Source organism: Limnohabitans sp. 15K (assembly GCF_002778285.1).
GTDB lineage: Bacteria > Pseudomonadota > Gammaproteobacteria > Burkholderiales > Burkholderiaceae_C > Limnohabitans_A.
Genome location: NZ_NESM01000002.1, coordinates 181,508 through 207,937, shown reverse-complemented (window position 1 = coordinate 207,937; position 26,430 = coordinate 181,508). Strand labels below are relative to the sequence as shown.

The following is a 26,430-nucleotide window of genomic DNA, read 5'->3' as shown; positions in this document are numbered from 1 at the left end:
GGTGAGAGCTCAAGGCTGATCCACGTCAGACCCTCTGCGAAATTCCCTCTCCAGCACGCCACAAGACCCCAAACCGAATGCCACACGCCAAAAAAGGGCGCGCATCTCGTGCCGGGGCATTTTGACGCGTTGGGTTAGGGCCGCAGGCCCTGCTTGGCGCAGCAGTGCGACGGTGCGTGCCCCGATCAGGGCGGGCAGGGCGCTGGCCAAGCGCAGGCGCAGGGGTTTGAGTGCAAGGGCGTAGCGCATGCCATCGGCCAGTTGCATTTGGGTCCGATCTAACCATTGGGTGTAGAGCGGTAATAGGGCAAGTAGTGTGCCGGCGTCGCTGGTTTGGGCTGCTTGCTCCAACATCGCCGGGGTCAGGCCCGCTTGTGCCAGGGTTTCTTCAGGCCAGTAACAACGCCTGGCAGCCAGGTCAGCGCCTGCATCACGAACGATGTTCAGGCGTTGCAGGCCCATGCCGTATTCACGCCCTAGGTGCATCATCTCGGCTTGTGGCAATTGGCTGTAGCCGGTCAGGTGACGGCCGCACAGTTCGGTCCAGAACTCGCCCACACAGCCTGCCACCAGCCAGGTGTAGTGGGCCAGTTCGGCTTCGGTTTTCAAAGCGTTCAGTCCGGGACCAAAACGTGTCATGTCGAACTGTTGACCTTGTGTGATGTGGCCCAGCACGCTTCGCACGCTGGCTTGGTCAGCTTCAGACAAAGTTTGCAAAAGAGGTAAGCACTCAGGCAAAGCCACCATCAAGGCGCGTTCGTTCGGGTCTTTTTGTTGTGCAGCAAAGGCTTGGGTCAGGCGGGTCAGTTCCAGGTCTTTGGTCTCGTGGGTGCGTGGCTCAGCAATCGCCTGGGTCATGTGGTCCAGCAGCAATTGACGCTCGGCGAGGGGCAGTGCGGTGGTGTCGGCCGCGGTGTCTGTGGCGCGGGCCAGCAGGTAGCCAATGGCCACGGGCGCTTGCAGGGCAGGGGGCAATAGCCGAATGGACAAGTCAAAAGAGCGCGACACGCCCTGCAAGATGCGGCGGTGTTCAGGACGCAGTCTTGGGCTTTGCGGGGGCTTGAATAGGGGGGCTGGATGCATGGTCAATGCCTATTGTCGCTTGACAAACTGGACGCGTTTGAATAGATTACTAACCAACCGGTCATTATTTTTTTCGCAGGGACTCCCATGCCAAGCTTTTCATCACTCGCCTCTCGGCGAGTTGTTCATTTATGCGCCACAGCGCTTTTTTTGACTACTTTGGCAGCATGTTCCAAAAAAGAATCACCCCAAGAGCCATTGCGTTCAGTCAAGCTGGTCACCGTTGCCGGAACTGACCTGAATGTGTTGGGGGAATATTCGGGCGAAGTCCGTGCGCGTGTGGAGTCACGCTTGGGCTTTCAGGTGGCAGGCAAGTTGGTGCAGCGTCCTGCCGAGCAGGGCCAGCGGGTGTCGGCTGGCCAGTTGTTGGCCTTGATTGACGCCCAAGATTACCAATTGGCGGCCCAAGCGGCGGCAGCCCAAGTGGTTGCAGCCCAAAGCCAGCGCGATTTGGCAGCAGCAGATTTCAAACGATTTGAGGCCTTGAAGACGCAGAACTTCATCAGCGGTGCCGAGTTGGAAAGGCGGGACGCCACCTTAAAAGCGGCCGATGCAGCGCTGAACCAAGCCAAAGCCCAAGCGCAAGCCCAAAGCAACCAAGCGGGTTATGCCCGTTTGACGGCCAGCCAATCTGGCGTGATCACGGGGGTTGATGCCGAGGTGGGTCAAGTGGTTTCAGCGGGTCAGCCAGTGGTGCGATTGGCGCACGACGGCCCGCGGGATGCGGTGTTTGCCGTGCCAGAGGCCATGGCGATGGCCCTCAAAGTGGGGCAAAGCATGAAGGCAATTCTGGTCAGCACAGGCCAACCCTTGCAAGGCCAAGTGCGCGAATTGGCCGCCAGTGCCGACCCGGTCACGCGCACCTATGCTGTCAAGTTGGCGTTGGATGCGTCGGAACGCTTGCCTTTGGGCGGCACCGTCAACGTGTTGGCCGCGCAATTGCCAGGCAGTCAGTCAGGGGCCATCAAGTTGCCCACCAGCGCACTGCGGCAAGAGGGCTCAGGCAGCGCAGTGTGGGTGCTGGATGAGGCGAACATGACGGTGGATTTGAAACCGGTGCAAGTGGCCACGGTGGATGGCAACCAAGTGGTGATCAGTGGCGGCTTGCAATCAGGCCAAAAAGTGGTGTCTGCGGGGGTGCATATGCTGACCCCGGGGCAAAAAGTCACCGTTTACGTGGACCCCGCTGCCAAGTCTGCAGCACCTACCCCTTCGGGACGGTGATTGACCATGGCAAGCAACGACACAAAGTTCAACCTCTCGCGCTGGGCGTTGGAGCACCCGGCCTTGACGCGTTACCTGATGGTGGCGCTCATGGTTTTGGGCATGGCGTCCTACTTTCAGTTGGGGCAGGACGAAGACCCACCTTTCACCTTCAGGGCCATGGTGGTGCGCACCTATTGGCCAGGGGCCACGGCCCAGCAGGTCGCCGAGCAGGTCACTGACAAGCTCGAACGTACCCTGCAGGAAGTCCCGTATTCGGACAAGATCCGCAGCTACTCCAAGCCGGGCGAGTCGCAAATCATTTTGGAGCTCAAGGATTTCTCTAAACCCAACGAGGTGCCGCAGGTTTGGTACGCCGTGCGCAAAAAGATTGGCGACATGCGGGGCACTTTGCCATCGGGCGTGGTGGGTCCGTTTTTCAACGACGAATTTGGCGATGTGTATGGCGTGATTTACGCCCTCAGCAGCGATGGCTTCAGTTTGGCCGAGGTCAAAGTCCAAGCCGACCGCATGCGACAAACCTTGTTGCGGGTGCCCGATGTGGCCAAGGTCGAGTTGTTTGGCGTGCAAGACGAGAAGGTGTTCATCGACGTTTCGCAAAAAAAGATCGCGCAAATGGGCTTGGACATGGCTTCGGTCTTGTCGCAACTGAGCCAGCAAAATGCGGTCGAGTCGGCGGGCACGATGCAGTCGCCCCAAGACGTGGTGCAGGTGCGTGTGGGCGGCCAGTTTCAAAATCTGGACGATGTGCGGGCCATGCCGATTCGCGGCGGCTCGGGCACACAACTGCGCTTGGGCGACATCGCCGAAGTCAGCCGGGGCTATGTGGACCCACCCGCCGTCAAAGTGCGACACGACGGTGAACAAGTCATTGCGCTGGGGGTGAGCATGACCAAGGGCGGGGACATCATCGCCCTGGGCAAGGCCTTGAAAGCCAGCACGCAGCAATTCGAGGCCCAGTTGCCGGTGGGCATCACGCTCAAACAAGTGCAAGACCAGCCTTCGGCGGTGTCCAACTCGGTCAACGAGTTCATCAAGGTCTTGATCGAGGCCGTGGTCATTGTGCTGGCCGTGAGCTTTTTGGCGCTGGGCTTGCACAAACGCCCGGGTGAAAACCCCTTATGGCGTCGATGGACTCTGGATGTGCGTCCGGGTTTGGTGGTGGGCATCACCATTCCGCTGGTGCTGGCGGTGACCTTTTTAGCCATGAATTACTTTGGCATCGGGCTGCACAAAATCTCGCTGGGCTCGCTGATCATTGCGCTGGGCTTGCTGGTGGACGACGCCATCATTGCGGTTGAGATGATGGTGCGCAAAATGGAAGAGGGTTACGACAAGTTTCGCGCTGCCACTTTTGCCTACGAGCTCACCGCCATGCCCATGCTCACAGGCACCTTGATCACCGCTGCAGGCTTTTTGCCCATTGGCTTGGCCAAGTCGGTGACGGGTGAATACACCTTTGCCATCTTCGCGGTGACCGTGATCGCCTTGATCATCAGTTGGGTGGCATCGGTTTATTTTGTGCCTTATTTGGGCGCGTGGCTGCTCAAGCCGCCAGCGCATGCCGTGGCCGAGAACAGCCACGACAGCGCCGAAATGTTCGACACGCCTTTTTACCGACAGTTTCGCACTTGGGTGACCTGGTGCGTCATTCACCGCTGGAAGACGATTGGCATCACCATCGCTTTGTTTGTGCTGGGCATCGTGGGCATGGGCAAGGTTCAGCAGCAGTTCTTTCCCGACTCCAGTCGACCAGAAATTCTGGTCGACTTGTGGCTGCCCGAAGGTGCGCCTTTTGGTGCGAGTGAAGAAGTGGCCAAACGGGTCGAAAAACGCTTGGCCCAAGAGCAGGGCGTCAGTTCGGTGACCACCTGGGTGGGCTCGGGCGTGCCCCGTTTTTACCTGCCCATGGACCAGGTTTTCCCGCAAAGCAATGTTTCTCAACTGATTGTTTTGCCCAAAGACTTGCAGGTGCGAGAAGCTTTGCGCATCAAACTGCCTGCTTTGTTGGCACAAGAGTTTCCTGAGGTGCGCGGTCGCGTGAAGCTGCTGCCCAACGGCCCCCCTGTGCCCTACCCGGTGCAGTTCAGGCTGGTGGGCACCGAGCCTTCGGTTTTGCGCGAAAAGGCCGAAGAGGTCAAAGCCGCCATGCGCTTGAACAACAGCACCCGCGGCGTGAACGACAACTGGAACGAGTCGGTCAAAACGGTGCGCTTGGAAGTGGACCAGGCCAAGGCCCGCGCCTTGGGCGTCACCAGTCAATCCATTGCGCAGGCATCGCGCACCCTGCTGTCGGGCACCCCGGTGGGCCAGTTCCGTGAGGGGGACAAGCTGATTGACATCGTATTGCGCCAACCGTTGAACGAGCGAGATGCTTTGTCGGATTTGGGGCAAGCCTATGTGCCCACCGCTTCTGGCAAATCGATTCCATTGCTCCAGATCGCCAAACCTGTGTTCGGCTGGGAGCCTGGCGTGATGTGGCGTGAAGGCCGTCAATACGCCATCACGGTGCAGTCGGACATCGCCGAAGGCATGCAAGGTGCCACAGTATCGGCACAGCTCAAACCCGATTTGGACAAGCTGCAAGCCCAATGGGCCGCCAAAGGTGAGCTGGATTACCGCATTCAAGTGGCAGGCGCGGTGGAGCAAAGCTCCAAAGGCTCGGCCTCCATTGCAGCGGGTGTGCCCATCATGCTGTTCATCACCTTCACCTTGCTGATGTTGCAGTTGCAAAGCTTCAGCCGCTCGGTATTGGTGTTCCTGACAGGCCCTTTGGGCATGGCAGGCGTGGCCGCATCCTTGTTGGCTTTGGACCGTCCTTTTGGCTTCGTGGCTTTGCTGGGGGTGATCGCACTCATGGGCATGATCCAGCGCAATTCGGTGATTTTGATTGACCAGATCGAGCAAGACCGCGCAGCAGGTGTGGAACCGTGGATGGCCATTGTGGAGTCGGCCGTGCGGCGCTTGCGCCCCATTGTTCTGACGGCTGCAGCGGCTGTTTTGGCCATGATCCCGCTGTCGCGCAGCGTGTTCTGGGGCCCGATGGCGGTGGCCATCATGGGGGGGCTGATCGTGGCCACGGCGCTGACCTTGTTGGCACTGCCGGCCATGTACGCGGCCTGGTTCCGAATTGCACGGCCAAATCAAGCCCGGGCCTGAAATTGCCCATTTGAAGCGGCTAAAATAGAAAGTTGACCGATTTCAAGCGGGCGGTCAGGTGCAACGAGGGTTTTAAAGCCCTTGGACAGCCTGACGCCCTTTTTGTTTGGACATGCGCGGGTGGCGAAATTGGTAGACGCACCAGGTTTAGGTCCTGACGGTGGCAACACTGTGCGGGTTCGAGTCCCGCCCCGCGCACCAACCGACTTGTGGCCAATGGGATAACCAGTGGCCTGAGAGACATTCAATTAACCGAGAACGACGATGACTGTGACTGTTGAAACCCTGGAAAAGCTGGAACGCAAGATCACCCTGACTGTGGCCATCACCGCCATTCAGTCTGAAGTGGACGCGCGCCTGAAGAAAATGGCCCGCACCGTCAAGATGGACGGCTTCCGTCCAGGCAAAGTGCCCATGAACGTGGTGGCACAGCGCTATGGTTACTCGGTTCAGTACGAAGTCATGAACGACAAAGTGGGCGAGGCTTTTGCAGTCGCTGCCAACGAGGCCAAAGTCCGCGTGGCTGGTCAGCCCCGCATCTCCGAAAAAGAAGGCGCGCCTGAAGGCGAGTTGAATTTCGAAGCCATCTTTGAGGTGTATCCAGAAGTCAAGCTGGGCAACTTGGCCGACACCGAAGTCGAAAAACTCACGGCTGAAGTCTCTGAGTCAGCCATCGACAAGACCTTGGACATCCTGCGCAAGCAGCGTCGCACTTTCGCACAGCGCGCTCAAGACGCCGCAGCGCAAGACGGCGACCGCGCCACCATCGACTTCGAAGGCAAGATCGACGGTGAAGTGTTCTCCGGCGGCAAAGCCGAAGACTTCCAATTCATCTTGGGCGATGGCCAGATGCTGAAAGAATTCGAAGAAGCCGTGCGCGGCATGAAGTCCGGCGAAAGCAAGACTTTCCCTCTGGCCTTTCCCGCCGATTACCACGGCCAAGATGTCGCTGGCAAAACGGCTGACTTCATGGTCACGGTCAAGAAAATCGAAGCGGCCAACTTGCCTGAAGTCAACGAAGCCTTGGCCAAGTCTTTGGGTATCGCTGACGCAACGGTTGAAGGCCTGCGCGCTGACATCCGCAAAAACCTCGAGCGTGAAGTGAAATTCCGTTTGTTGGGTCGCAACAAACAAGCGGCCATGGACGCCTTGGTCGCCAAGGCCGAGCTGGACTTGCCCCAATCCATCGTGCAAAACGAAATCGAGCGTCTGAAAGAAGGTGCCCGTGCCGATTTGAAACAGCGTGGCGTGAAAGATGCCGACAAGGCCCCGATCCCTGACGACATTTTCCGTCCCCAAGCTGAGCAGCGCGTTCGCTTGGGTCTGGTGGTGGCTGAAGTGGTGCGTGGCAACACCTTGCACGCCAAGCCAGAGCAGATCAAGGCCCACATCCAAGAGCTGGCTTCCAGCTACGAGCGCCCTGAAGACGTGGTCCGTTGGTACAACAGCGACAACCAGCGTTTGGCCGAAGTCGAAGCCGTGGTGATCGAGAGCAACGTCGCCGACTTCGTCTTGGCGCAAGCCAAAGTGGTCGAAAAAGCCATCTCGTTTGAAGAATTGATGGGCCAGCAAGGCTGATCGGTTTCGATTCCCTTGAAAATGGGGCTTGCGCCGGGCTTGTGGTTCGGCGGACAAGCCCCATCTTATTGGTGGGCTTGAAAACTCAGGTTAAAGTCCCCAACATATTTTTGGAGAAATGATGAGCGCACTGGACATCACAAATTTGGGCATGGTCCCTATGGTCGTCGAGCAGTCGGGCCGTGGCGAGCGTGCTTATGACATTTATTCGCGTTTGCTCAAGGAGCGCGTGATCTTTTTGGTGGGTGAGGTCAATGACCACATGGCCAACCTGATCGTGGCCCAGTTGCTGTTCTTGGAGAGCGAAAACCCTGAAAAGGACATCTCGCTGTACATCAACTCCCCCGGTGGCTCGGTGAGCGCGGGCATGGCGATTTACGACACCATGAACTTCATCAAGCCCGATGTGTCCACACTTTGCAACGGCATGGCCGCCAGCATGGGCGCTTTCTTGTTGTCTTCGGGTGCCAAGGGTAAGCGTTTTTCCTTGCCCAACTCCAAAATCATGATCCACCAGCCTTTGGGCGGTGCGCGTGGTCAGGCGACCGAAATTGAAATCGCCGCACGCGAAATCGTCAAAACCCGGGCGCATTTGAACCGCATCCTGTCCGAGAACACCGGGCAACCGCTTTCCAAGGTCGAACTGGATACCGAACGCGACTACTATTTGTCCGCGACCGAAGCCAAAGACTACGGTTTGGTGGACGAGGTGATTTCCAAGCGTGCTTGAGCATGGCTGGGCTTCATAGCCCCTAAGCTGACGGCGTTTACCTCGAAAGGGTGAGCGCCGTTTTTCTTTCGTTATCATTGACGAATTCCGGATACCGAGGCGACATTTATGGCCGATAAAAAAGGCTCAACGACTGAGAAAAACCTGTTCTGCTCCTTCTGCGGCAAAAGCCAGCACGAGGTTAAAAAGCTGATCGCAGGTCCATCGGTGTTCATCTGCGATGAGTGCATTGATTTGTGCAACGACATCGTGCGTGACGAATTGGCCACCACGACCGTGTCGGACGGTGCCAAAGAGGGCTTGCCAACGCCCTTGGACATCAAGACCAACCTCGACAACTACGTGATTGGCCAAGAAAAAGCCAAGCGAAGTTTGGCGGTGGCTGTGTACAACCATTACAAGCGCCTCAAGCACAAAGAAACGGCTAAAAAAGACGAAGTTGAGCTGGCCAAGAGCAACATCTTGCTGATTGGCCCTACAGGTTCGGGCAAGACCTTGTTGGCCCAGACCATGGCCCGCATGCTGGACGTGCCCTTTGTCATGGCCGACGCCACCACGCTGACCGAAGCCGGTTATGTGGGCGAAGACGTCGAGAACATCGTGGCCAAGCTGCTGCAGACCTGCAATTACGACGTGGAGCGCGCGCAACGCGGCATCGTTTACATCGATGAGATCGACAAGATCACCCGCAAGTCAGACAACCCCTCGATCACCCGAGACGTTTCGGGCGAAGGCGTGCAGCAAGCCTTGCTCAAGCTGGTCGAAGGCACCATGGCCAGCGTGCCCCCTCAAGGCGGGCGCAAGCACCCCAATCAGGACTTTTTGCAAATCGACACGACCAACATCTTGTTCATCTGCGGCGGTGCATTCGCTGGCTTGGAAAAAGTCATTGAAAACCGCACCGAGTCGGGTGGCATTGGCTTTGGTGCGTCCGTCAAGAGCAAAAAGCAGCGCTCACTGACCGATGTGTTCAACGAAGTCGAGCCCGAAGACTTGATCAAATTTGGTCTGATTCCCGAGCTGGTGGGTCGTTTGCCGGTGATTGCCACATTAGCCGAGCTGACCGAAGATGCCTTGGTCCAGATCCTGACCGAGCCCAAGAACGCCGTGGTCAAGCAGTTCACCAAACTGCTGGCCATGGAAGGGGTTGAGCTCGAAGTGCGCCCCAATGCTTTGACCGCTATGGCCCGCAAGGCCTTGGCCCGCAAAACAGGTGCCCGAGGCCTGCGCTCCATCATGGAACAAGCGCTGATCGACACCATGTTTGAGTTGCCGAACCAGGCCAACGTTGAAAAAGTTGTGGTGGACGAGTCCGTCATCGACGACAACAAGCCGCCGCTGCTGGTTTACCGCGAGGCGGCCAAACAGGCCTGACCCACATGTGCTGCATCGAGCCATTTGCCCCTTGCTGGGTTGAAATTGCGGGTGCAGCATCCATGTGTAGCTGAATTGACCCGAGGGACATACCATGTCTGGACACACACCTTTGCCGCCCACCCTGATTGAACTGCCCATGTTGCCGCTGCGCGATGTGGTGGTGTTCCCTCACATGGTGATACCCTTGTTTGTGGGTCGCCCCAAAAGCATCAAAGCGCTTGAGTCGGCCATGGCCGCTGAGCGCCGCATCATGCTGGTGGCCCAAAAGACCGCGGCCAAAGACGAACCCGCCGTCGACGACATGTTCGATGTGGGTTGTGTGTCGACCATCTTGCAGATGTTGAAACTGCCCGATGGCACCGTGAAAGTGCTGGTGGAAGGCCAACAGCGCGCCATCGTCAAGTCCATCGTGGACGGCGAAGCGCACTTTGTGGCCGCCGTCACGCCGGTAGACCCTGTGTCTGAGCAATCGGACGCCAGCAGCGAAATCGAAGCCCTGCGCCGCGCCGTGATGCAGCAGTTTGACCAGTACGTCAAACTCAACAAGAAAATTCCGCCTGAGATCCTGACCTCGATTTCCAGCATCGACGACCCCGGTCGCTTGGCCGACACGATCGCTGCGCATTTGCCGCTCAAGTTGGAAAACAAGCAGCAAGTGCTGGACTTGGCCAACATCAAATCGCGTTTGGAAAACCTGTTCGCTCAGTTGGAGCACGAAGTTGACATTCTGAATGTTGACAAGCGCATCCGTGGCCGCGTCAAGCGCCAAATGGAAAAGAACCAGCGCGACTTTTACCTCAACGAGCAGGTCAAGGCCATCCAAAAAGAACTGGGCGATGGCGAAGAGGGCGCTGACATCGAAGAGCTTGAAAAGAAAATCAAGGCCGCCAAGATGTCGGCCGAAGCCCGTAAAAAGGCCGATGGCGAGCTCAAAAAACTCAAACTCATGTCACCCATGTCGGCCGAAGCGTCGGTGGTGCGCAACTACCTGGACGTTTTGATTGGTCTGCCATGGGGCAAAAAGACCAAACTGAAGCACGATTTGGCCAATGCCGAAGATGTCCTCAATCAGGACCACTTTGGTTTGGACAAAGTCAAAGACCGCATTTTGGAATACCTCGCGGTGCAACAACGCGTGGACAAAGTCAAAGCGCCTATTCTTTGTCTGGTCGGGCCACCCGGCGTGGGCAAGACCTCCTTGGGTCAGTCGATCGCCAAGGCCACGGGCCGCAAATACGTGCGCATGGCCTTGGGTGGCATGCGCGATGAGGCCGAAATTCGCGGCCACCGCCGCACCTATATCGGCGCTTTGCCCGGCAAGGTGCTGCAAAACCTGAACAAAGTCGGCACCAAGAACCCGCTGTTCCTGCTCGACGAGATCGACAAATTGGGCACGGATTTCCGGGGCGACCCGTCCAGCGCTTTGCTGGAGGTGTTGGACCCGGAGCAAAACCACACCTTTGGTGACCATTACGTCGAGGTCGACTTTGACCTGAGCGACGTCATGTTTGTGGCCACCTCGAACTCGATGAACATCCCTTCGGCCCTGTTGGACCGGATGGAAGTGATCCGTTTGTCGGGTTACACCGAAGACGAAAAAACCAGCATCGCCATGAAGTATTTGCTGCCCAAGCAAATGACCAACAACGGCGTGAAAGTCACCGAGTTGCTGGTGTCCGAAGCGGCTGTGCGCGATGTGGTGCGTTACTACACCCGTGAAGCCGGTGTGCGTTCTCTTGAGCGCGAACTGGGCAAGATCTGCCGCAAAGTGGTCAAGGCCTTGTTGCTCAAGCAAATGACACCTCAGGTGTTGGTGACCGCTGACAACCTGAACGACTTTTTGGGCGTGCGCAAGTACACCTACGGCCGTGCGGAGCAAAAGAACCAAGTGGGTCAGGTGGTGGGTTTGGCGTGGACCGAGGTGGGTGGCGATTTGCTGACCATCGAAGCAGCCCTGATGCCAGGCAAAGGCGTGATCACCCGCACGGGCTCTTTGGGCGATGTGATGAAAGAGTCGGTCGAGGCTGCACGCACCGTGGTGCGCAGCCGTTCACGGCTTTTGGGCATCAAGGACGAGGTCTTTGAAAAGAAAGACCTCCACATCCACGTTCCTGATGGCGCGACCCCCAAAGACGGCCCCAGCGCAGGCGCTGCCATGACCACTGCCATGGTGTCGGCCATGACGGGCATTCCGGTGCGTGCAGATGTGGCCATGACGGGCGAAATCACCCTTCGCGGTGAAGTCACAGCCATCGGTGGCTTGAAAGAAAAGTTGCTGGCGGCTTTGCGCGGTGGCATCAAGACGGTGTTGATCCCCGAAGACAACGTGAAAGACCTGCAAGACATTCCTGAAAATGTCAAAAACGGTTTGGAAATTGTCCCGGTCAAATGGATCGACCAGGTTTTGGAGGTGGCTTTGGAAGCCAAACCCACGCCCTTGAGTGATGAAGAGGTGGCTGCTGCCGCTTTGTCCGCGGTCACTGCGACGCCCAAGCCCGAAGCCGTGAAACATTGATGCAAAATTTTCAGGGGGAGACCAAAGACCCCCTGAAATTGCATTACAATTTGACCATTCCAAAGAACACGGCATACAATGCTGAGTTCTTTGAAATACGCGGGAATAGCTCAGTTGGTAGAGCGCAACCTTGCCAAGGTTGAGGTCGCGAGTTCGAATCTCGTTTCCCGCTCCAGATTCCGAAAGAAGTGCCAACATCTTTCATTTGTTTTTTCCAGTTTGCGGGAATAGCTCAGTTGGTAGAGCGCAACCTTGCCAAGGTTGAGGTCGCGAGTTCGAATCTCGTTTCCCGCTCCAAAATGATGAAAAACACGCTAGGTTTTTCAAAACAATGGGAAGCAACAGCTTCCCATTTTTGTCAGTCAGCAACGGTTTTGGCGCGATAGCAAAGCGGTTATGCAACGGATTGCAAATCCGTCTAGCCCAGTTCGACTCTGGGTCGCGCCTCCAAACAAATACCCCTGCGGTTCATGCCTCAGGGGTATTTTTTTGATCAATTGGCGCGGGCCACCCACACGGTGGCACCTTCTGGGCCGTACAACTCGGCATGTGGCACATCTCGGGCCAAGCGGAAGTTATCGCCAGCCTTCAGGTGTTGGATTTGTTCGCCCAGTGTCAACCAATACTCACCGCGAACCACATGGGCGCTGACATCAAAGGGGTGGGTATGGGTGTCGAGCTTCAAGTGGGCATCCCACTCCCGGACGATGATTTCATCAAAACCCTCGTCCAACGATTGGGCTGTGAATGCTTCAAGTGTGAGGGCGTTCATATTGTGGCCTTGCAAACAAAAAAGCCATCCTAAACGGCCTTCAATGCCCTTGCAGTCGCCAACCCGTCAGAATGGGAGCAGCTGAGGGGTGAGGCTGGCGCAATAGATGAGGGCCGGAAAACTGCTGATCCAGGCCCAAAAAAACCGGTTCAAGCCCAAGAACCAAAAAACCAAAAAGTGAAAAAGGGCGGCCACTGCGCACCAAAGCACCGCCAATCGCACATCGAGCAGTGCCAAAGGGAATAAACCTTCCCACAGGGTGAACGCCCAAGAGCACAGCAAAGCCACCATCCGGTTTCGGTAAATGCTGTTGTGTGCCAAGGGCCCATAAACCCCTGTGTCCAGAAAAACTGTGAGGGCGCGGCCTGACCGCCACTCTGGGCGCAAGAGTTTCACCCAACCAGAAACAAAGTAAGAGCTGACGGTTTGCAAGCTGATGTACCCAAAGCCAGCTTGCCAGCCCAATGAGGCGTCGGTGAAAGTGGCTACCAAGTGGGACAGCAGCAGTCCAGAGATGCCCACCAGGGTCATGAAATCACTGCCACCGTTGAAGGCACCGCGCCAGCGCAGCAGCAGCAGCAAGGCCATGACAAACAGCAGCGTAGCGCCTGCCAAGCCCACTTGCCCGAGCATCAGCGCGATGGCCAAAACGGCTCTTAAGCACAACCAAGCGGTGTAAGGTTGGGGCTGAAACAACTGGTCCAGCGTGGTCTTGAGCCAAGCAGGCCGCGCGGGGATCTCTTGCGACAACACGGGCCATTGGGTCAGTTTGTCCATCGATGGCAGGCGCAGGTACTCCAGTGTTTGCAGCAGCAAGCTCCAACCCAGCAATATTTCAAAACCACGGACAGCCCAAGTCAACTCCATTGCGTCTCCACTGGCGATTGCAGCATGAGCTGGCTGTTTTGCCCATCGGGCAACTCCATGCGCACTTGAAATTGGTAAGCCGACAGCCCCTCTGCAGGGGGCTGCTGCAGCATGGGCTGATCACCCCAGCACTCACCAGAGAGGGCTTGCCAAGCCAGTTGCTTGACCAGTTGGTAGGTCACACGGTCACGAATGTCCGCGCCTTCCGGCAATTCGTTGATGTCGTTGGCCAAGTGGTCCACCAAGTTTTGGTGAGCCAGCGCCAAATTCACGGCAGGGTTGTGGAACAGGTGGATGGCTTTCCTTGGCAGACGGGGGTAAATCAGTTGCCAGTCGGTCCAAGTCGATGTGCCAAGCTGACCGCGAACGTAAAGACGTGGTGCCAGTTGAATGCCATGGTAGAACTTCCAATTGGGGAAAAAAGCCCGAAAGAAAAACAGCCAAGGGCCGTCGATGACCCCCCAACGTTTGCGAAGGTTGATCGCCAGCATGGCGAAATAGGCCACGATCAGCCAAGCGGTGAAGTCCATGTGGGCAGTTTATCGCCTGATCTAAAGTCGGCCCGAAAATCTGCCCATTCTTGTGGCTTAATATCGCTTTGCATTATTTATCTGGAGCCGTAGATGGGCAACAAAATCGTTACCGAAGCAGATCGTAAATTCACCCCACCATTGCCCGCATTGCCAGGCGTGACCCTGCGCACAGCAGGCCGCGGTCAACGCGTGAGCCTTGAGCGTGGTGTGGCCACCCGCAGCAAGAAAAACCCAGGCAAGCGCTCCAAAAAGGGCGGTTGATCCTCATGCGCTCGGCTTTGCGCCGGGCCAGTGAACAGCCACTGATGATCTCAGTGGCTTTTTTTTGCGTGGTTGCCGCCCTTGGCTTGCGACCTCGACCGAATCTTGAAGGAGAGCAGAATGATGATTTCTTATGGTGCTGTGTTGGTGGCCGGACTCATGCCTGTGGTGTGCGCGGGCATTGCCAAATCGGGCTTCAAGGGTTTTGACAACAACGACCCACGGGCTTGGCTGGCGCGTCAAACGGGCTTTCGGGCCAGGGCCAATGCCGCGCAGGCCAACTGTTTCGAAGCTTTCCCCTTCTTTGCGGTCGGCATCATCTTGGCTTTGCTCACCGGGGTCGATCCACAAATCGTGGATGCGCTGGCCGTGTTTTTTGTTGTCATGCGCGTTTTGTATGTGATTTGTTACGTTGCCGACAAAGCCAAGTGGCGCACGATGGTGTGGTCTGCCGCTTATTTGGCCGTGGTGGCCTTGTATGCATTGGCCATGCTGAATTTGCAGATGGACTGAGGTCAAAACACCGCGTTATCAAGGCACAATAAGCGTTATGCCCCGATGGTGAAACTGGTAGACACACCGGACTTAAAATCCGTTGCTTCGTTCATAGCGGGCGTACCGGTTCGATTCCGGTTCGGGGCACCAACAGTGGAAACACCATCATGAAAAACGACAACGCACCGCTTGAAATTCATGTGCATGGTGATGTGCCCATCAAACCTGGTACGGACATCAAAGCGATCCAGGAAGCACTCAAACCCCTTTGGCGTTATGCAGGCGCTCGCAGCCTGAGCGACGGTTCGCCCAGTTTGTACGAAGAAGAACCCGGCATCCGTTTTGATGGCGATTTGAGCCGCCTGCAGATGTGCTGGACGGTTCGGGGCGACGATGACTTTCGCATGGTCATGGAAGACCTGTGCATGAACCTGAACGATTTGTCAGCAGCAGGCGCACAGATCGAAGTCACCTTTTACGACACCGAATTTGACGACGAAGACGAAGCCAGCGGCACCGATTCGCGCGACGATTTTGTGATGTTGTTTGTGGGTCCTGATCCCGGCGCCATCATGCAAGCGCAGCGCGACCTGTTGATCCACGATGTGGTGAACATGATGGAGCGTCATTTCGACGGCTCCGAATTGTCGGGCGTGGTTTCTGAAATCGACAAACTCTTCAGCCAACGCTTTGACAACCTGGTCAGCTCGCTCGAGTTGGGCAAGCCACCCCGTGGCTCAGGCGGCAATGGCGGGGGCAATGGTGGCAGCGGCCACGGCGGTGGCCGACGCCCAAGACACCTTCACTGATCGGTTCAACGTGTCTGACATGATCTCCCGCGAAGCCCTCAATCCCGGCGTTCGAAAGCGCGAGGTGTTCGGTTGGGCCATGTACGACTTCGCCAATTCTGGCTATTCCACTGTGGTCATCACAGCCGTGTTTGCGGCTTATTTTGTGGGTGGCGTCGCTGACGGTGCCGATTGGGCCACTTTGGCCTGGACCTCTGGCTTGAGTGTTTCTTACTTCATCGTCATGTTGACCATGCCAGGGCTGGGCGCTTGGGCCGACCGTGTGGCGGGCAAAAAACGTTTGCTCATGTGGGTCACCGCCGGTTGTGTGCTCAGCACGGCCGCATTGGCGTTCGTGGGGCCGGGTCAAGTGGCTCTGGGCTTGTTCATTTTGGTGGTGTCCAACACCTTCTTTTCGTATGGCGAGTCGCTCACCGCGTCCTTTTTGCCGGAGCTGGCCAAACCTGAAGCCATGGGCCGTGTGAGCGGTTGGGGTTGGTCCTTGGGTTACATCGGCGGCATGCTCACTTTGGGCATTTGTTTGGCCTATGTCCTGTCGGCTCAGGCCCGCGGTGAGACCGGTAGCCAGTTCGTGCCCGTGACCATGCTGATTACCGCTGTGATTTACGGTGCGGCGGCGCTGGTGACTTTTGCACTTTTGAAAGAGCACTCGCCCGCGCAACCGGATTTGCCCGTGCGCACGGTGTTGCAAAGTTTGCGTGGCTTGCGGCAAACCTTGCGTGATGCCTCGCCCTATCCCGATTTCACCCGTTTACTGGCTTGCGCCGTGGCCTACCAAGGTGGCGTCGCCGTGGCCATTACCTTGGCGGCCATTTACGCCGAGCAGGTGATTGGCTTTCAGCCCCAAGAAACCATGGTGCTGATCTTTGTGTTGAATTTTGCGGCCTTTGCTGGGGCCTTTTTGCTTGGGCATTTGCAAGACCGCGTGGGTCACAAACTGACCTTGTCCTTGACCTTGGTCGGTTGGGTCGCCACTTGCATCATTGCGGCGCTTTCGACCAACAAAGACATGTTTTGGTGGGCTGCCGCCATTGCGGGTTTTTGCATGGGGTCCAGCCAGTCTTCAGGCCGTGCCATGGCCGGTTTGATGGTCCCGACGCAGCGCTTGGGCGAGTTCTTTGGCCTGTGGACCTTTGCCATTCGGCTGGCCAGCATTTTGGGTCCCTTGACCTATGGCCTGATCACTTGGTTGAGTGATGGCAACCAGCGTTTGGCCATCGGATCGACCTCACTGCTGTTTATCCTGGGCTTGATCTTGTTGATCCCCGTGGACGTAGAGCGTGGCCGCTTGGCAAGCCTGGGACGGTAAACCCAGCCACCGTTGGGCGGCGGCTTGAAGGCTTTCCAAGTCACCCGTGGTCAACAAACGGGTGCTTTGCTTTGTCGAAGTGCCGTCTTGAGACAGCAAGTCTGCCATTTCCAACAAGCGTCGTGTTTGACGTGCCACGGGCTCCCCCGTTGAGACCATTTGCACCTGCGGGCCTAACAAGTCTTGCAAAGCGGATTCGACAAACACATAGTGGGTGCAGCCCAGCACCAAGGTGTCGATTTCACCCGGTTGATTGCCAAAACGCCCCATGGCTTCTGTGTAGGTCTTGAGGAGCTGTGCAATGTCTTGTTGCGCAACTTCAACCCGGTCGGGCAGGGTGCTTTGCTCGATGGCCAAAGCCAAGCCGTTGCAGGCTTTCACCACAAACTCGGCTTGGCCTTGCACACTGGCCAGCAAGCGGGCGAATTTCTCGCTGCCCACGGTGCCTCGGGTGGCCATCACCCCAATGCGACGGGTCTGGCTGATGGCCAAAGCCGGTTTGAGCGCAGGCTCAACACCCACAATCGGCAGAGCAGGGTGCAGGGCCCGCAACCCGTGGATCGCGGCGGCGGTGGCGGTGTTGCAGGCCACCACCAAAGCTTTGATGTGGTGGTGCGTCAATAAATAGTCGGCGATTGCGAGGGTGCGCTGGCTGACAAACGCCTCGCTTTTCTCGCCGTAGGGCGCATGCGCGTTGTCGGCCAGGTACACAAAGGCCTCGTTCGGCAGCTCTTTTTGCAAGGCCCTGAGCACGCTCAGGCCCCCAATGCCGCTGTCAAAAACGCCGATGGGCCTGTTCACGTTCAGCCAGCCGTCACACCAATGCCTTTGAACTCACCCGTGGCGATGCGCTTTTGCCACTCGGCAGGTCCCGTGATGTGGGCGCTGGTGCCGCCTGCATCGACCGCCACTGTCACGGGCATGTCGACCACGTCGAATTCGTAAATGGCTTCCATGCCCATGTCGGCAAAGCCCACGACCTGGGCGTGCTTGATGGCTTTGGACACCAGGTATGCCGCGCCGCCCACGGCCATCAGGTAAGCGCTCTTGTGCTTCTTGATGGCTTCGATGGCGACCGGGCCACGTTCGGCCTTGCCGATCATGGCGATCAGGCCGGTGTTGGCCAGCATCATTTCGGTGAAGCCGTCCATGCGGGTGGCGGTGGTGGGGCCTGCGGGGCCCACAGCCTCGTCGCCCACGGGGTCCACCGGACCCACGTAGTAAATCACGCGGTTCTTAAAGTCCACGGGCAGCGGCTCACCTTTGGCCAGCATGTCTTGAATGCGTTTGTGCGCAGCGTCGCGGCCCGTGAGCATCTTGCCGTTGAGCAGCAGGGTCTGGCCGGGTTTCCAGGCGGCGACTTGCTCGGGCGTCAGGGTGTTCAGGTCCACGCGTTGGCTCTTTTCGGTGTCGGCTGTCCAGTTCACGTTGGGCCACAGATCGAGTGATGGTGCTTCCAGATAGGTGGGGCCAGAGCCGTCCAGCACAAAGTGCGCGTGGCGGGTGGCCGCGCAGTTGGGGATCATGGCCACAGGCTTGCTGGCCGCGTGCGTGGGGTACATCTTGATCTTGATGTCGAGCACGGTGGTGAGGCCGCCCAGGCCCTGTGCGCCAATGCCCAGGGCGTTGACCTTGTGGTAGAGCTCCAGGCGCATCTCTTCCACTTGGTCGAGCTTTTCGCCTTTGCTGGATTTTTCGAGCAACTGGTACATGTCCAGGTCGTCCATCAGGCTTTCCTTGGCCAAGAGCACGGCTTTTTCGGCGGTGCCGCCAATGCCGATGCCCAGCATGCCGGGTGGGCACCAGCCAGCGCCCATGGTGGGCACCGTCTTCAAAACCCAGTCGACGATGCTGTCGCCGGGGTTGAGCATGATCAACTTGGACTTGTTTTCGCTGCCGCCACCTTTGGCCGCCACGGTCACATGCACATGGTGGCCCGGCACGATCTTGGTGAAGATCACGGCGGGCGTGTTGTCTTTGGTGTTTTTGCGGTTGAAGTGCGGGTCAGACACCACGGATGCACGCAGCATGTTGTCGGCATAGTTGTAGCCGCGTCGCACGCCTTCGTTCACAGCGTCTTCCAGGCTGCCCGTGAAACCATCGAATTTCACGTCCATGCCCACTTCGAGGAACACGTTCACGATGCCGGTGTCTTGGCAAATCGGGCGGTGGCCAAAGGCGCTCATCTTGCTGTTGGTCAGGATTTGCGCAATCGCGTCCTTGGCGGCCGGGCTTTGCTCGCGCTCATAGGCGCTGGCCAGGTGCGAGATGAAGTCAGCCGGGTGGTAGTAGCTGATGTACTGCAGCGCTGCGGCGACGGATTCGATCAGGTCGTCTTGTTTGATCAGTGTGGTCATGGTGGTTTTATCCCGTGAAAATCAAAAATCGTTCGTTGTCAGGCGCTCAGTGGGCCTTGTCGTGGTGCGACATCAGGCGGTCTGCATAGGCAATGGCAATGGCGCTGAGCAAGAAAGCCATGTGGATGATGGTTTGCCACATCAGCACTTTTTCATCGTAGTTGGCGGCGTTGATGAAGGTCTTGAGCAGGTGGATGGAGCTGATGCCAATGATGGCCGTACCCAGTTTGACCTTGAGCACCGAGGCATTCACATGGTCGAGCCATTCGGGCTGATCGGGATGGCCTTCCAGATTCAGGCGCGATACAAAAGTTTCGTAGCCGCCAACGATGACCATGATCAACAGGTTAGAAATCATGACCACATCGATCAAGGCCAAAACGACCAGCATGATCACGGTTTCGTTCAACGAGGTGATGGGGGCGTCGGTTTTGTAACCGATGCTGGTGATCAGGGCCTGCAGGGCGGTTTGGCTGCCAAAGGCCGCTTCCAAAAGGTGCACCAATTCCACCCAGAAATGAAAAACGTAAACAGCTTGAGCGGCGATGAGGCCCAAATAAAGAGGCAATTGCAGCCAACGGCTGGCAAAAATAAAGCTGTTCAAGGGGCTCAATTTGCCTTTGGGGGCGGGCTGCTTGGGGGACATGGTTTTCCTGAATGTTGCTTGAAGGCCTGGCCTTGGGGCGTGACAAGATTTTAGGCGGTAGAAATCCAATTCCACCCCATGTCCATGCAAGTCTGATGTCAGTCAGTACTTTGTAAGAGCGAAAGCCGACATTTGCACCAGTTTAAAAAAACGTCCATGTCATTGAGGAGACAAATCAGATGAGTTCCAACCTTTATCAGCCCAGCGAAGACTTTGTTAAAAACGCCAATATTTCAGGCATGGCGGCTTACGAAGCCCTGTGCAAAGAAGCCGAAACCGACTACCAGGGCTATTGGGGTCGTCTGGCGAAGGAACTGATCAGCTGGAAGACCCCTTTCACCAAGGTGCTCGACGAATCCAACGCGCCTTTCTTCAAGTGGTTCGAAGACGGCACCCTGAACGCCTCTTACAACTGCCTGGACCGCAACGTCGAAAAAGGCCTGGGCGACAAGACCGCCATCATCTTTGAAGCCGACGGTGGCGAAGTGACCAAGGTCACCTACAGCCAGCTGCTGGCCAAAACCTGCCAATACGCCAACGCCTTGAAAAGCCTGGGCATCCAAAAGGGTGACCGCGTGGTCATCTACATCTCCATGTCCATCGAAGGCGTGGCGGCCATGCAAGCTTGCGCCCGCATCGGCGCGACCCACTCGGTGGTGTTCGGTGGATTTTCGGCCCAGTCGCTGCGTGACCGCATCGAAGACACAGGCGCTGTCGCCGTGATCACCGCCGACAACCAGGTGCGCGGCGGCAAGCTGCTGCCCCTCAAGTCCATCGTGGACGAAGCCATTGGTTTGGGCGGCTGCGGCTCGATCAAGAATGTCTTGGTTGTGAAGCGCTCGGGTGCCGACATCGCCATGACCGCTGGCCGCGACCAGTGGATGGCCGACTTGGCCGACCAGCAAGCCACCACCTGCGAGCCAGAGTGGGTGAGCGCCGAACACCCCCTGTTCTTGCTCTACACCTCGGGCTCCACCGGCAAGCCCAAAGGTGTGCAACACAGCACGGGCGGCTACTTGCTGCACGCGGCGCTGACCACAAAATGGACGTTCGATTTGAAAGCTGATGACGTGTTCTGGTGCACCGCCGACATCGGCTGGGTCACGGGCCACACCTACATTACCTATGGCCCCTTGGCTCTGGGCGGTACTGAAATCGTGTTCGAGGGCGTGCCCACTTACCCCGACGCTGGCCGTTTCTGGAAGATGATCCAGGACCACAAAGCCACCATCTTCTACACAGCACCTACCGCCATCCGTTCGCTCATCAAAGCCGCAGAAGCCAACGACGCGGTGCACCCCAAGAGCTATGACCTCTCCAGCCTGCGTTTGCTGGGTTCGGTCGGCGAGCCGATCAACCCCGCTGCTTGGGAGTGGTACCACCAGCATGTCGGTGGCGGCAATTGCCCGATCGTGGACACCTTCTGGCAAACCGAAACCGGTGGCCACATGATCACGCCGCTGCCTGGCGTCACGCCCATGGTGCCTGGCTCGTGCACGCTGCCTTTCCCAGGCATCCAGGCCGCCATCGTGGACGAAACCGGCAAAGACATGCCCAATGGCCAAGGCGGCATTTTGGTCGTGAAAAAACCATGGCCTTCCATGATCCGCAACATCTGGGGCGACCCTGAGCGCTTCAAGAAAAGCTATTACCCAGAAGACTTCAAGGGCAAGTACTACTTGGCAGGCGACGGCTCGATCCGGGACGAGAAAACCGGTTACTTCACCATCACGGGCCGCATCGACGACGTGCTGAACGTGTCGGGGCACCGCATGGGCACGATGGAAATCGAATCGGCCTTGGTCAGCTGCACCGAGCTGGTTGCCGAAGCCGCCGTGGTGGGGCGCCCTGACGACACCACCGGTGAAGCAATTTGCGCCTTTGTGGTGCTCAAGCGATCGCTGCCCAACACCGACGAAGGCAAGGCGATTGCCAAGCAACTTCGCGACCACATCGCCAAAGAAATCGGCCCGATCGCCAAGCCCAAGGACATCCGCTTTGGCGAAAACCTGCCCAAGACCCGTTCGGGCAAGATCATGCGCCGCCTGCTGCGTTCGCTGGCCAAAGGCGAAGAGATCACACAAGACATCTCGACGCTCGAGAACCCCGGCATCTTGAGCCAGTTGGGTCAGGCTTACTGATCTGCAGCAACATTTGCAAAGGTCATCAGACCTTTGCAAGAGTCCCAAACAAAAGGCAGCCTCGGCTGCCTTTTGTCATGGTGTTGGGCCTCATCAGCCTTTCATGGCCAGACCCAATCGTTCGATGGTTACTTTTTCGGACTGGAAGGTGTCGCGAATGAACTTGGTGTATTCCTCTGTGCCCATGTAAATCACCGATTGGTCGTATTTGTCAAAGCTGGCCATGACGGCCGGATCTTGCAAGGTTTGCTTGAAAGCGTCGTGCAGCTTCTTGACCACGGCCGGGTCCATGCCCTTGGGGCCGCCAATGCCAAAAGGCGAATCGGAGACGGTGTCGAAACCGAGTTCATTGAGCGTGGGCACATTGGGCCAGCGCTTGGTGCGTTTGCTGCCGTAGGTGGCCAACAAGCGCATGGTTCCCGCCTCGACCTGCGGTGCCCAGCCCGTTGCGTCGCTGTGCGACATGACGTGGCCACCCAAAACCGCTTGCACGCCATCGGCGCTGCCTTTGAAGGGCACATGGGTCACGTCGATTTTGGCTTTGCTGGCAAATTCGGCAAAGGCCAGGTGGGGCGTGGTGCCGTTCCCAGTGGAGCCGTAAGTGAATTTCCCCGGGTTGGCTTTGGCAAAGGCCACCAAATCCGCAATTGATTTGATGGGGGAGTCGGACCGTACCACCACCCCAAAGGTGTAGCCCGTGAGGCAGGCGATGTAGGTGAAGTCTTTGAGCGGATCGAACTGCATTTTTTGCATGTGAGGCAGCCGCGCCACGCCAATGGTGACTTGCGACAGGGTGTAGCCGTCGGGCTGGGCACGCACCAGCTCGTTGGGGCCGAGCATGCCGCTGGCACCCGGTTTGTTTTCGATGACAACTTGAACGCCCAGGGCTTTGCCGGCGCTCTCGGCCAATGCGCGCATCACGGCATCGGAGGAGCCGCCTGCAGGCCAAGGGCAAATCAGTTTGATGGGCTTGGCCGGAAAAGCTTGTGCCTGCGCCAAAACCGGGAAGGCCACTGAGGCAGCGGCTGCCGCGGAGGCCTGAACGAAAGTGCGTCGCGTTGTAGCTTGGGTTGTCAAACCAGTCTCCTTGTTGAATGAATCTGACCATTGAAAATCAAGACGCGCCATTCGGCAAGGGGGCAAACCTGCACGCTGACCCTGGGCAGGTCGCTTGTGTGACTGATGCCCGGGGAGGCCCTGTCTCTGATGGGCTCAATTGCCCAACACCACGCCTTCACGCCTTGGGTCAGCGCCCCCAAACCAGCCATTGGGGGTGCGCTCAATCGCTTGCAGCCCGCTGGTCATGTCCATTTCGATCACCGCGTGGCCTTGGGCTTTGAGGGCATCGACCGTGGTGGCTGGGAAACTTTGGGCTTCGAGCAGGGTGGGTCCACCCAGCGAACCAAAATTGGGCAAATTGATCGCTTGCTGGGCGTTCAAGCCCCAATGCAAGGTGCCGGTGAGCAGCTTGGCTGTGTAGTGAATGATCGCGGCCCCTCCGGGGCTGCCGCCGCTCATGAGCAATTGGCCTGTGGTTTTGTCAAACACCAAGGTGGGCGACATGGAAGAGCGCGGGCGTTTACCGGGCTCCACCCGGTTGGCCACGGGCCTGCCTTGGGCATCTGCGGGCACAAAGCTGAAGTCGGTCAATTCGTTGTTGAGCAAAAAGCCGCCGGGACGAGACGGGTCGGTGGAGACCATGCGGCGCGAGCCAAACGCGGCTTCGATGGTGGTGGTCATGGCCACCGCGCGGCCTTGGGCGTCGACCACGCTGATGTGGCTGGTGCCGTATTCGGTCTGGTGCGGCATGGGCGCAAAGCTGGTGCTTGTGCCACCAGGCTGTCCTGCCGTGGCCGTTTTCATGGACTGCGCGCCAATGAGCTGGCTGCGTCCCAACAGGTATTCAGGGGCCAGCAGGCTGCGCCAATCGCCAGCGGGCGCACGCACAAAGTCAGGGTCGGCCAGGTACTGTGCGCGGTCGGCAAAAGCCAAGCGCGAGGCTTCGGTGTAACGGTGCAGCCAGTCGGCAGAGGGCAGGCCTGCTTGCATTTCTGGGCCTTGGGCGGTGGTGCGGTCCAAGATGCCCAAAATTTGGCCGATGGCGATTTGTCCGGATGACGGGGGTGGAAAGCCGCAGACGCGGTAGGCGCGTTGCTGAGCCGTGTGGTCGAAACACAAAGCTTCGCGCACTTTGGGCTGGTAAGTGCGCAAGTCTTGCAGGCTCAAGCTCCCAGGGCGGGGCGCAGATTGCGTGCGCTGCACGATGGCTTGGGCCACAGGCCCTTCGTGGAGGGCTTGGTTGCCCTCGGCCGCGATGCGCCTCAAGACATGTGCGTATTCAGGGTTGCGCAGCACATGGCCCACGGGCCAAGCCAGGCCATCGGCTTGGTAGAAAAAGCGCAAGGCCAGCGGGTCTTTTTTCAGGTGTGGGTCGGCTTGCAGCAGGGCGTGCAAACGGGGGCTGACCCGAAAACCTTTATCGGCCAGTGTGATGGCCGGCTGAAGCAATTGGCCCCAAGGCAGGGTGCCGTGCTGTTGGTGCGCCGCTTCCAGCATGCGCACCGTGCCAGGCACGCCCACCGAATATCCGCTCAAGACCGCATCGTCAAAAGCCAATGGTTTGCCTTGGTCCATGAACATGTCGCCACGGGCACCAGCGGGTGCAGTTTCGCGACCGTCGTGCGCGGTGAGTTTTTGGCCATCGAAGTGCAGCAAAAAAGCCCCGCCGCCAATCCCGCTCGACTGCGGCTCTACCAAGCCCAACACCATTTGCACGGCAATGGCCGCATCGAGCGCCGAGCCGCCTGCTCGCAACACCTGGTGCCCCGCGTCGGTGGCCAGCGGGTTGGCCGCCGCCACCGCTTGCTGAGCAAAGGCCCAACCGGGTTTGGTGGTGTTGCCAGTGGCGGCTTCGGGCTGAACTGGTTGAACGGCTTGATCGGGTACGTTGTACCGCAAGGCCTTGGTGTGTGGCGGGCTGGCGCAGGCGACCAACAGCGCCACTGCGGCGAGGGTGATCAGGGACCGGGTGGGTGTCATGCGTGCTCCTTGGGTGAGAAACGTCATCCTAGTGCCGAAACGACAAAAGGCCCCGAAGGGCCTGTCGCTCATGCGAGGCGGGAAAGGCTTCAGTTCACTTCGGTGCCAAGCGAATCGCGCCATCCAGGCGGATCACTTCGCCGTTGAGCATGTCGTTTTCGATGATGTGCTTGGCCAGCTTGGCGTAGTCCTGGGGGGTGCCCAGTCGGCTGGGGAAGGGCACACCTGCGGCCAGCGCGTCTTGCACCTCTTGGGGCATGCCAAACAGCATGGGCGTGCCGAAGATGCCGGGGGCAATCGTCATGTTGCGGATGCCGTTGCGCGACAGGTCGCGGGCAATCGGCAAGGTCATGCCGACCACGCCGCCTTTGGATGCGGCATAAGCCGCTTGACCGATCTGGCCGTCGTAGGCGGCCACGCTGGCGGTGCTGATCAGCACGCCGCGCTCGCCTGTGGCTTCGGGTTCGTTTTTGCACATGGCTTCGGACGCCAGGCGGATCATGTTGAAGGTGCCCACCAGGTTGACCATGATGGTCTTGGTGTAGACGGCCAGGCTGTGTGCACCGTTTTTGCCCACGGTTTTTTCGGCGGGGGCGATGCCTGCGCAGTTGACCAGACCCATCAGCTTGCCCATCGACACGGCTTGGGCCACCACGGCCTGGCCGTCGGCTTCGTTGCTCACATCACACTTCACAAACGCGCCGCCCAGTTCCTTGGCAATCGCTTCGCCTTTTTCAGCCTGCATGTCGGCAATGACGACCTTGCCGCCGTTGGCCGCCAGCATGCGTGCCGTGCCTTCGCCCAAGCCCGATGCGCCGCCTGTGACGATGAAAACCTTGCCTTGAATGTCCATGTTTCTCTCCTGAATAGGGTTGACGTAACGTCAACTTCAATTATGCACACGGCGTCGATTGCGGGCCATTGTTGACGCTGCACAAAAGGCAGGGCTCTGAGCGTGTTTCAATCGACATTGTTCTTTTTTCAGCATTTCTGCCTGGATCAACATGTCCCAACTTTCTACGCCTGTCGCTTCACCCCCAAACCCGAAGTCTTTCCCTTTTTCAGGGCGACTTTTTCTGAGTTTGGGCGCGCTCAGTGCCTGCACCAGCGTGGCCTTCAGCGCCGCCTTTGCCCATTTGCCCGTGTTTTCAGAAGGCGTGCCTTCTGCAGTGCAAACCGCATTGAGCCAGCAGCAGTTCCACTCGCTGGGTTTGTTGTTCACGGGCTTGGCCATCGCGGTGTTTGGGGCCAAGCGCTGGCTGCAAGCGGCAGGCTGGCTCATGGTCTTGGGCTTGTTCTTTTTCAGCTTCAACCTGTATGCGCGTTATGTGCTGGGCTTGGATGCCTTCCGCTCGCTGGTGCCTTGGGGCGGCGGGGCTTGGATGGGGGCTTGGCTGTGTTTGGCTTTTGGCGTGATCGGCAAGAAAGATGATGCCAATCGAATGACCTGAGTCATAAGTTTTTCCCTATCGGTCTGATAGAAACTACTCATGAGTAGAAACCCTTGGCTGAATTATGATTGGCACCAATGAGTT

At 58.1% G+C, this 26,430-nt stretch carries 22 protein-coding genes and 5 tRNA genes; 17 read left to right on the top strand and 10 right to left on the bottom strand.

What is annotated here, in order from left to right:
* Positions 1-9: 9 nt before the first annotated feature.
* Positions 10-1,083, bottom strand: a complete 1,074-nt coding sequence (locus B9Z40_RS09810; protein ID WP_100173174.1) for a squalene/phytoene synthase family protein — start codon at positions 1,081-1,083, stop codon at positions 10-12.
* Positions 1,084-1,170: 87 nt separating this feature from the next.
* Here B9Z40_RS09810 and B9Z40_RS09805 point away from each other — a divergent pair, with 87 nt between their 5' ends.
* The 10 genes from B9Z40_RS09805 (at position 1,171) to B9Z40_RS09760 (ending at position 12,116) form a co-directional block, all read left to right on the top strand.
* Entirely contained in the window at positions 1,171-2,307 is a 1,137-nt protein-coding gene (locus tag B9Z40_RS09805) for an efflux RND transporter periplasmic adaptor subunit (protein WP_100173173.1), read from the top strand.
* Positions 2,308-2,313: 6 nt separating this feature from the next.
* Complete coding sequence (locus B9Z40_RS09800) at positions 2,314-5,466, top strand: efflux RND transporter permease subunit (RefSeq protein ID WP_100173172.1); 3,153 nt, start codon at positions 2,314-2,316, stop codon at positions 5,464-5,466.
* A 114-nt stretch (positions 5,467-5,580) separates the two neighbouring features.
* Positions 5,581-5,667: transfer RNA gene (locus B9Z40_RS09795), tRNA-Leu, on the top strand.
* A 63-nt stretch (positions 5,668-5,730) separates the two neighbouring features.
* On the top strand, positions 5,731-7,044 hold the full coding sequence (tig, locus tag B9Z40_RS09790; RefSeq protein ID WP_100173171.1) for a trigger factor: 1,314 nt from the start codon (positions 5,731-5,733) through the stop codon (positions 7,042-7,044).
* Positions 7,045-7,165: 121 nt separating this feature from the next.
* Complete coding sequence (clpP, locus tag B9Z40_RS09785; protein ID WP_100173170.1) at positions 7,166-7,774, top strand: ATP-dependent Clp endopeptidase proteolytic subunit ClpP; 609 nt, start codon at positions 7,166-7,168, stop codon at positions 7,772-7,774.
* Positions 7,775-7,882: 108 nt separating this feature from the next.
* Positions 7,883-9,148, top strand: coding sequence for an ATP-dependent Clp protease ATP-binding subunit ClpX (gene clpX / locus B9Z40_RS09780; RefSeq protein WP_100173169.1), 1,266 nt, complete (start codon positions 7,883-7,885; stop codon positions 9,146-9,148).
* 94 nt (positions 9,149-9,242) lie between these two features.
* Entirely contained in the window at positions 9,243-11,666 is a 2,424-nt protein-coding gene (gene lon / locus B9Z40_RS09775) for an endopeptidase La (protein WP_100173168.1), read from the top strand.
* A 99-nt stretch (positions 11,667-11,765) separates the two neighbouring features.
* Positions 11,766-11,841: transfer RNA gene (locus B9Z40_RS09770), tRNA-Gly, on the top strand.
* Positions 11,842-11,887: 46 nt separating this feature from the next.
* Positions 11,888-11,963, top strand: a tRNA-Gly gene (locus tag B9Z40_RS09765).
* A gap of 79 nt (positions 11,964-12,042) precedes the next feature.
* Positions 12,043-12,116: transfer RNA gene (locus B9Z40_RS09760), tRNA-Cys, on the top strand.
* A 43-nt stretch (positions 12,117-12,159) separates the two neighbouring features.
* On the opposite strand, the gene B9Z40_RS09755 is transcribed toward B9Z40_RS09760, so the two are convergent.
* The 3 genes from B9Z40_RS09755 to B9Z40_RS09745 form a co-directional block, all read right to left on the bottom strand.
* Positions 12,160-12,438, bottom strand: coding sequence for a cupin domain-containing protein (locus B9Z40_RS09755; protein WP_100173167.1), 279 nt, complete (start codon positions 12,436-12,438; stop codon positions 12,160-12,162).
* 66 nt (positions 12,439-12,504) lie between these two features.
* A complete protein-coding gene (locus B9Z40_RS09750) occupies positions 12,505-13,305 on the bottom strand; it encodes a hypothetical protein (protein WP_100173166.1) in 801 nt (266 codons plus the stop codon).
* Complete coding sequence (locus B9Z40_RS09745; protein WP_100173165.1) at positions 13,296-13,835, bottom strand: hypothetical protein; 540 nt, start codon at positions 13,833-13,835, stop codon at positions 13,296-13,298. The genes B9Z40_RS09750 and B9Z40_RS09745 overlap by 10 nt, the downstream gene beginning before the upstream one ends.
* A gap of 93 nt (positions 13,836-13,928) precedes the next feature.
* Here B9Z40_RS09745 and B9Z40_RS17275 point away from each other — a divergent pair, with 93 nt between their 5' ends.
* The 5 genes from B9Z40_RS17275 (at position 13,929) to B9Z40_RS09725 (ending at position 16,712) form a co-directional block, all read left to right on the top strand.
* Entirely contained in the window at positions 13,929-14,099 is a 171-nt protein-coding gene (locus tag B9Z40_RS17275; RefSeq protein WP_199172540.1) for a hypothetical protein, read from the top strand.
* A 120-nt stretch (positions 14,100-14,219) separates the two neighbouring features.
* Positions 14,220-14,612 (top strand): MAPEG family protein, encoded by a 393-nt coding sequence (locus B9Z40_RS09740; RefSeq protein ID WP_100173164.1) that lies wholly within the window; start codon positions 14,220-14,222, stop codon positions 14,610-14,612.
* A 39-nt stretch (positions 14,613-14,651) separates the two neighbouring features.
* Positions 14,652-14,744 (top strand) — tRNA-Leu (locus B9Z40_RS09735).
* A gap of 17 nt (positions 14,745-14,761) precedes the next feature.
* On the top strand, positions 14,762-15,403 hold the full coding sequence (locus tag B9Z40_RS09730) for a DUF6806 family protein (RefSeq protein WP_100173163.1): 642 nt from the start codon (positions 14,762-14,764) through the stop codon (positions 15,401-15,403).
* A 19-nt stretch (positions 15,404-15,422) separates the two neighbouring features.
* Positions 15,423-16,712 (top strand): MFS transporter, encoded by a 1,290-nt coding sequence (locus tag B9Z40_RS09725; protein WP_100173441.1) that lies wholly within the window; start codon positions 15,423-15,425, stop codon positions 16,710-16,712.
* Here B9Z40_RS09725 and murI read toward each other — a convergent pair.
* Genes murI through B9Z40_RS09710 form a run of 3 tightly spaced genes read right to left on the bottom strand, consistent with a single transcriptional unit; the run spans position 16,632 to position 19,715 of the window.
* Positions 16,632-17,513: a glutamate racemase gene (gene murI, locus B9Z40_RS09720; RefSeq protein ID WP_100173162.1), complete on the bottom strand. Its 882-nt coding sequence runs from the start codon at positions 17,511-17,513 to the stop codon at positions 16,632-16,634. The two genes, B9Z40_RS09725 and murI, sit on opposite strands and share 81 nt — an antisense overlap.
* Before the next feature lie 2 nt (positions 17,514-17,515).
* Positions 17,516-19,069, bottom strand: coding sequence for a fumarate hydratase (locus B9Z40_RS09715; RefSeq protein ID WP_100173161.1), 1,554 nt, complete (start codon positions 19,067-19,069; stop codon positions 17,516-17,518).
* Positions 19,070-19,115: 46 nt separating this feature from the next.
* Positions 19,116-19,715 (bottom strand): TIGR00645 family protein, encoded by a 600-nt coding sequence (locus B9Z40_RS09710; protein ID WP_100118973.1) that lies wholly within the window; start codon positions 19,713-19,715, stop codon positions 19,116-19,118.
* A gap of 179 nt (positions 19,716-19,894) precedes the next feature.
* On the opposite strand from B9Z40_RS09710, the gene acs reads away from it, so the two are divergent.
* Entirely contained in the window at positions 19,895-21,856 is a 1,962-nt protein-coding gene (acs, locus tag B9Z40_RS09705) for an acetate--CoA ligase (RefSeq protein WP_100173160.1), read from the top strand.
* Positions 21,857-21,949: 93 nt separating this feature from the next.
* Here acs and B9Z40_RS09700 read toward each other — a convergent pair whose 3' ends face one another.
* From B9Z40_RS09700 to B9Z40_RS09690, 3 genes are all read right to left on the bottom strand, one after another.
* Entirely contained in the window at positions 21,950-22,933 is a 984-nt protein-coding gene (locus B9Z40_RS09700; RefSeq protein ID WP_199172539.1) for a tripartite tricarboxylate transporter substrate binding protein, read from the bottom strand.
* A gap of 135 nt (positions 22,934-23,068) precedes the next feature.
* A complete protein-coding gene (locus tag B9Z40_RS09695) occupies positions 23,069-24,895 on the bottom strand; it encodes a gamma-glutamyltransferase family protein (protein ID WP_233204870.1) in 1,827 nt (608 codons plus the stop codon).
* Between the two features lie 94 nt (positions 24,896-24,989).
* Positions 24,990-25,748, bottom strand: coding sequence for a 3-hydroxyacyl-CoA dehydrogenase (locus tag B9Z40_RS09690; protein ID WP_100173157.1), 759 nt, complete (start codon positions 25,746-25,748; stop codon positions 24,990-24,992).
* 151 nt (positions 25,749-25,899) lie between these two features.
* Here B9Z40_RS09690 and B9Z40_RS09685 point away from each other — a divergent pair, with 151 nt between their 5' ends.
* Positions 25,900-26,346 carry a DUF423 domain-containing protein gene (locus tag B9Z40_RS09685; protein ID WP_100173156.1) on the top strand — a complete coding sequence of 149 codons (447 nt, stop codon included), beginning with the start codon at positions 25,900-25,902 and terminating at the stop codon, positions 26,344-26,346.
* Positions 26,347-26,430: the final 84 nt, after the last annotated feature.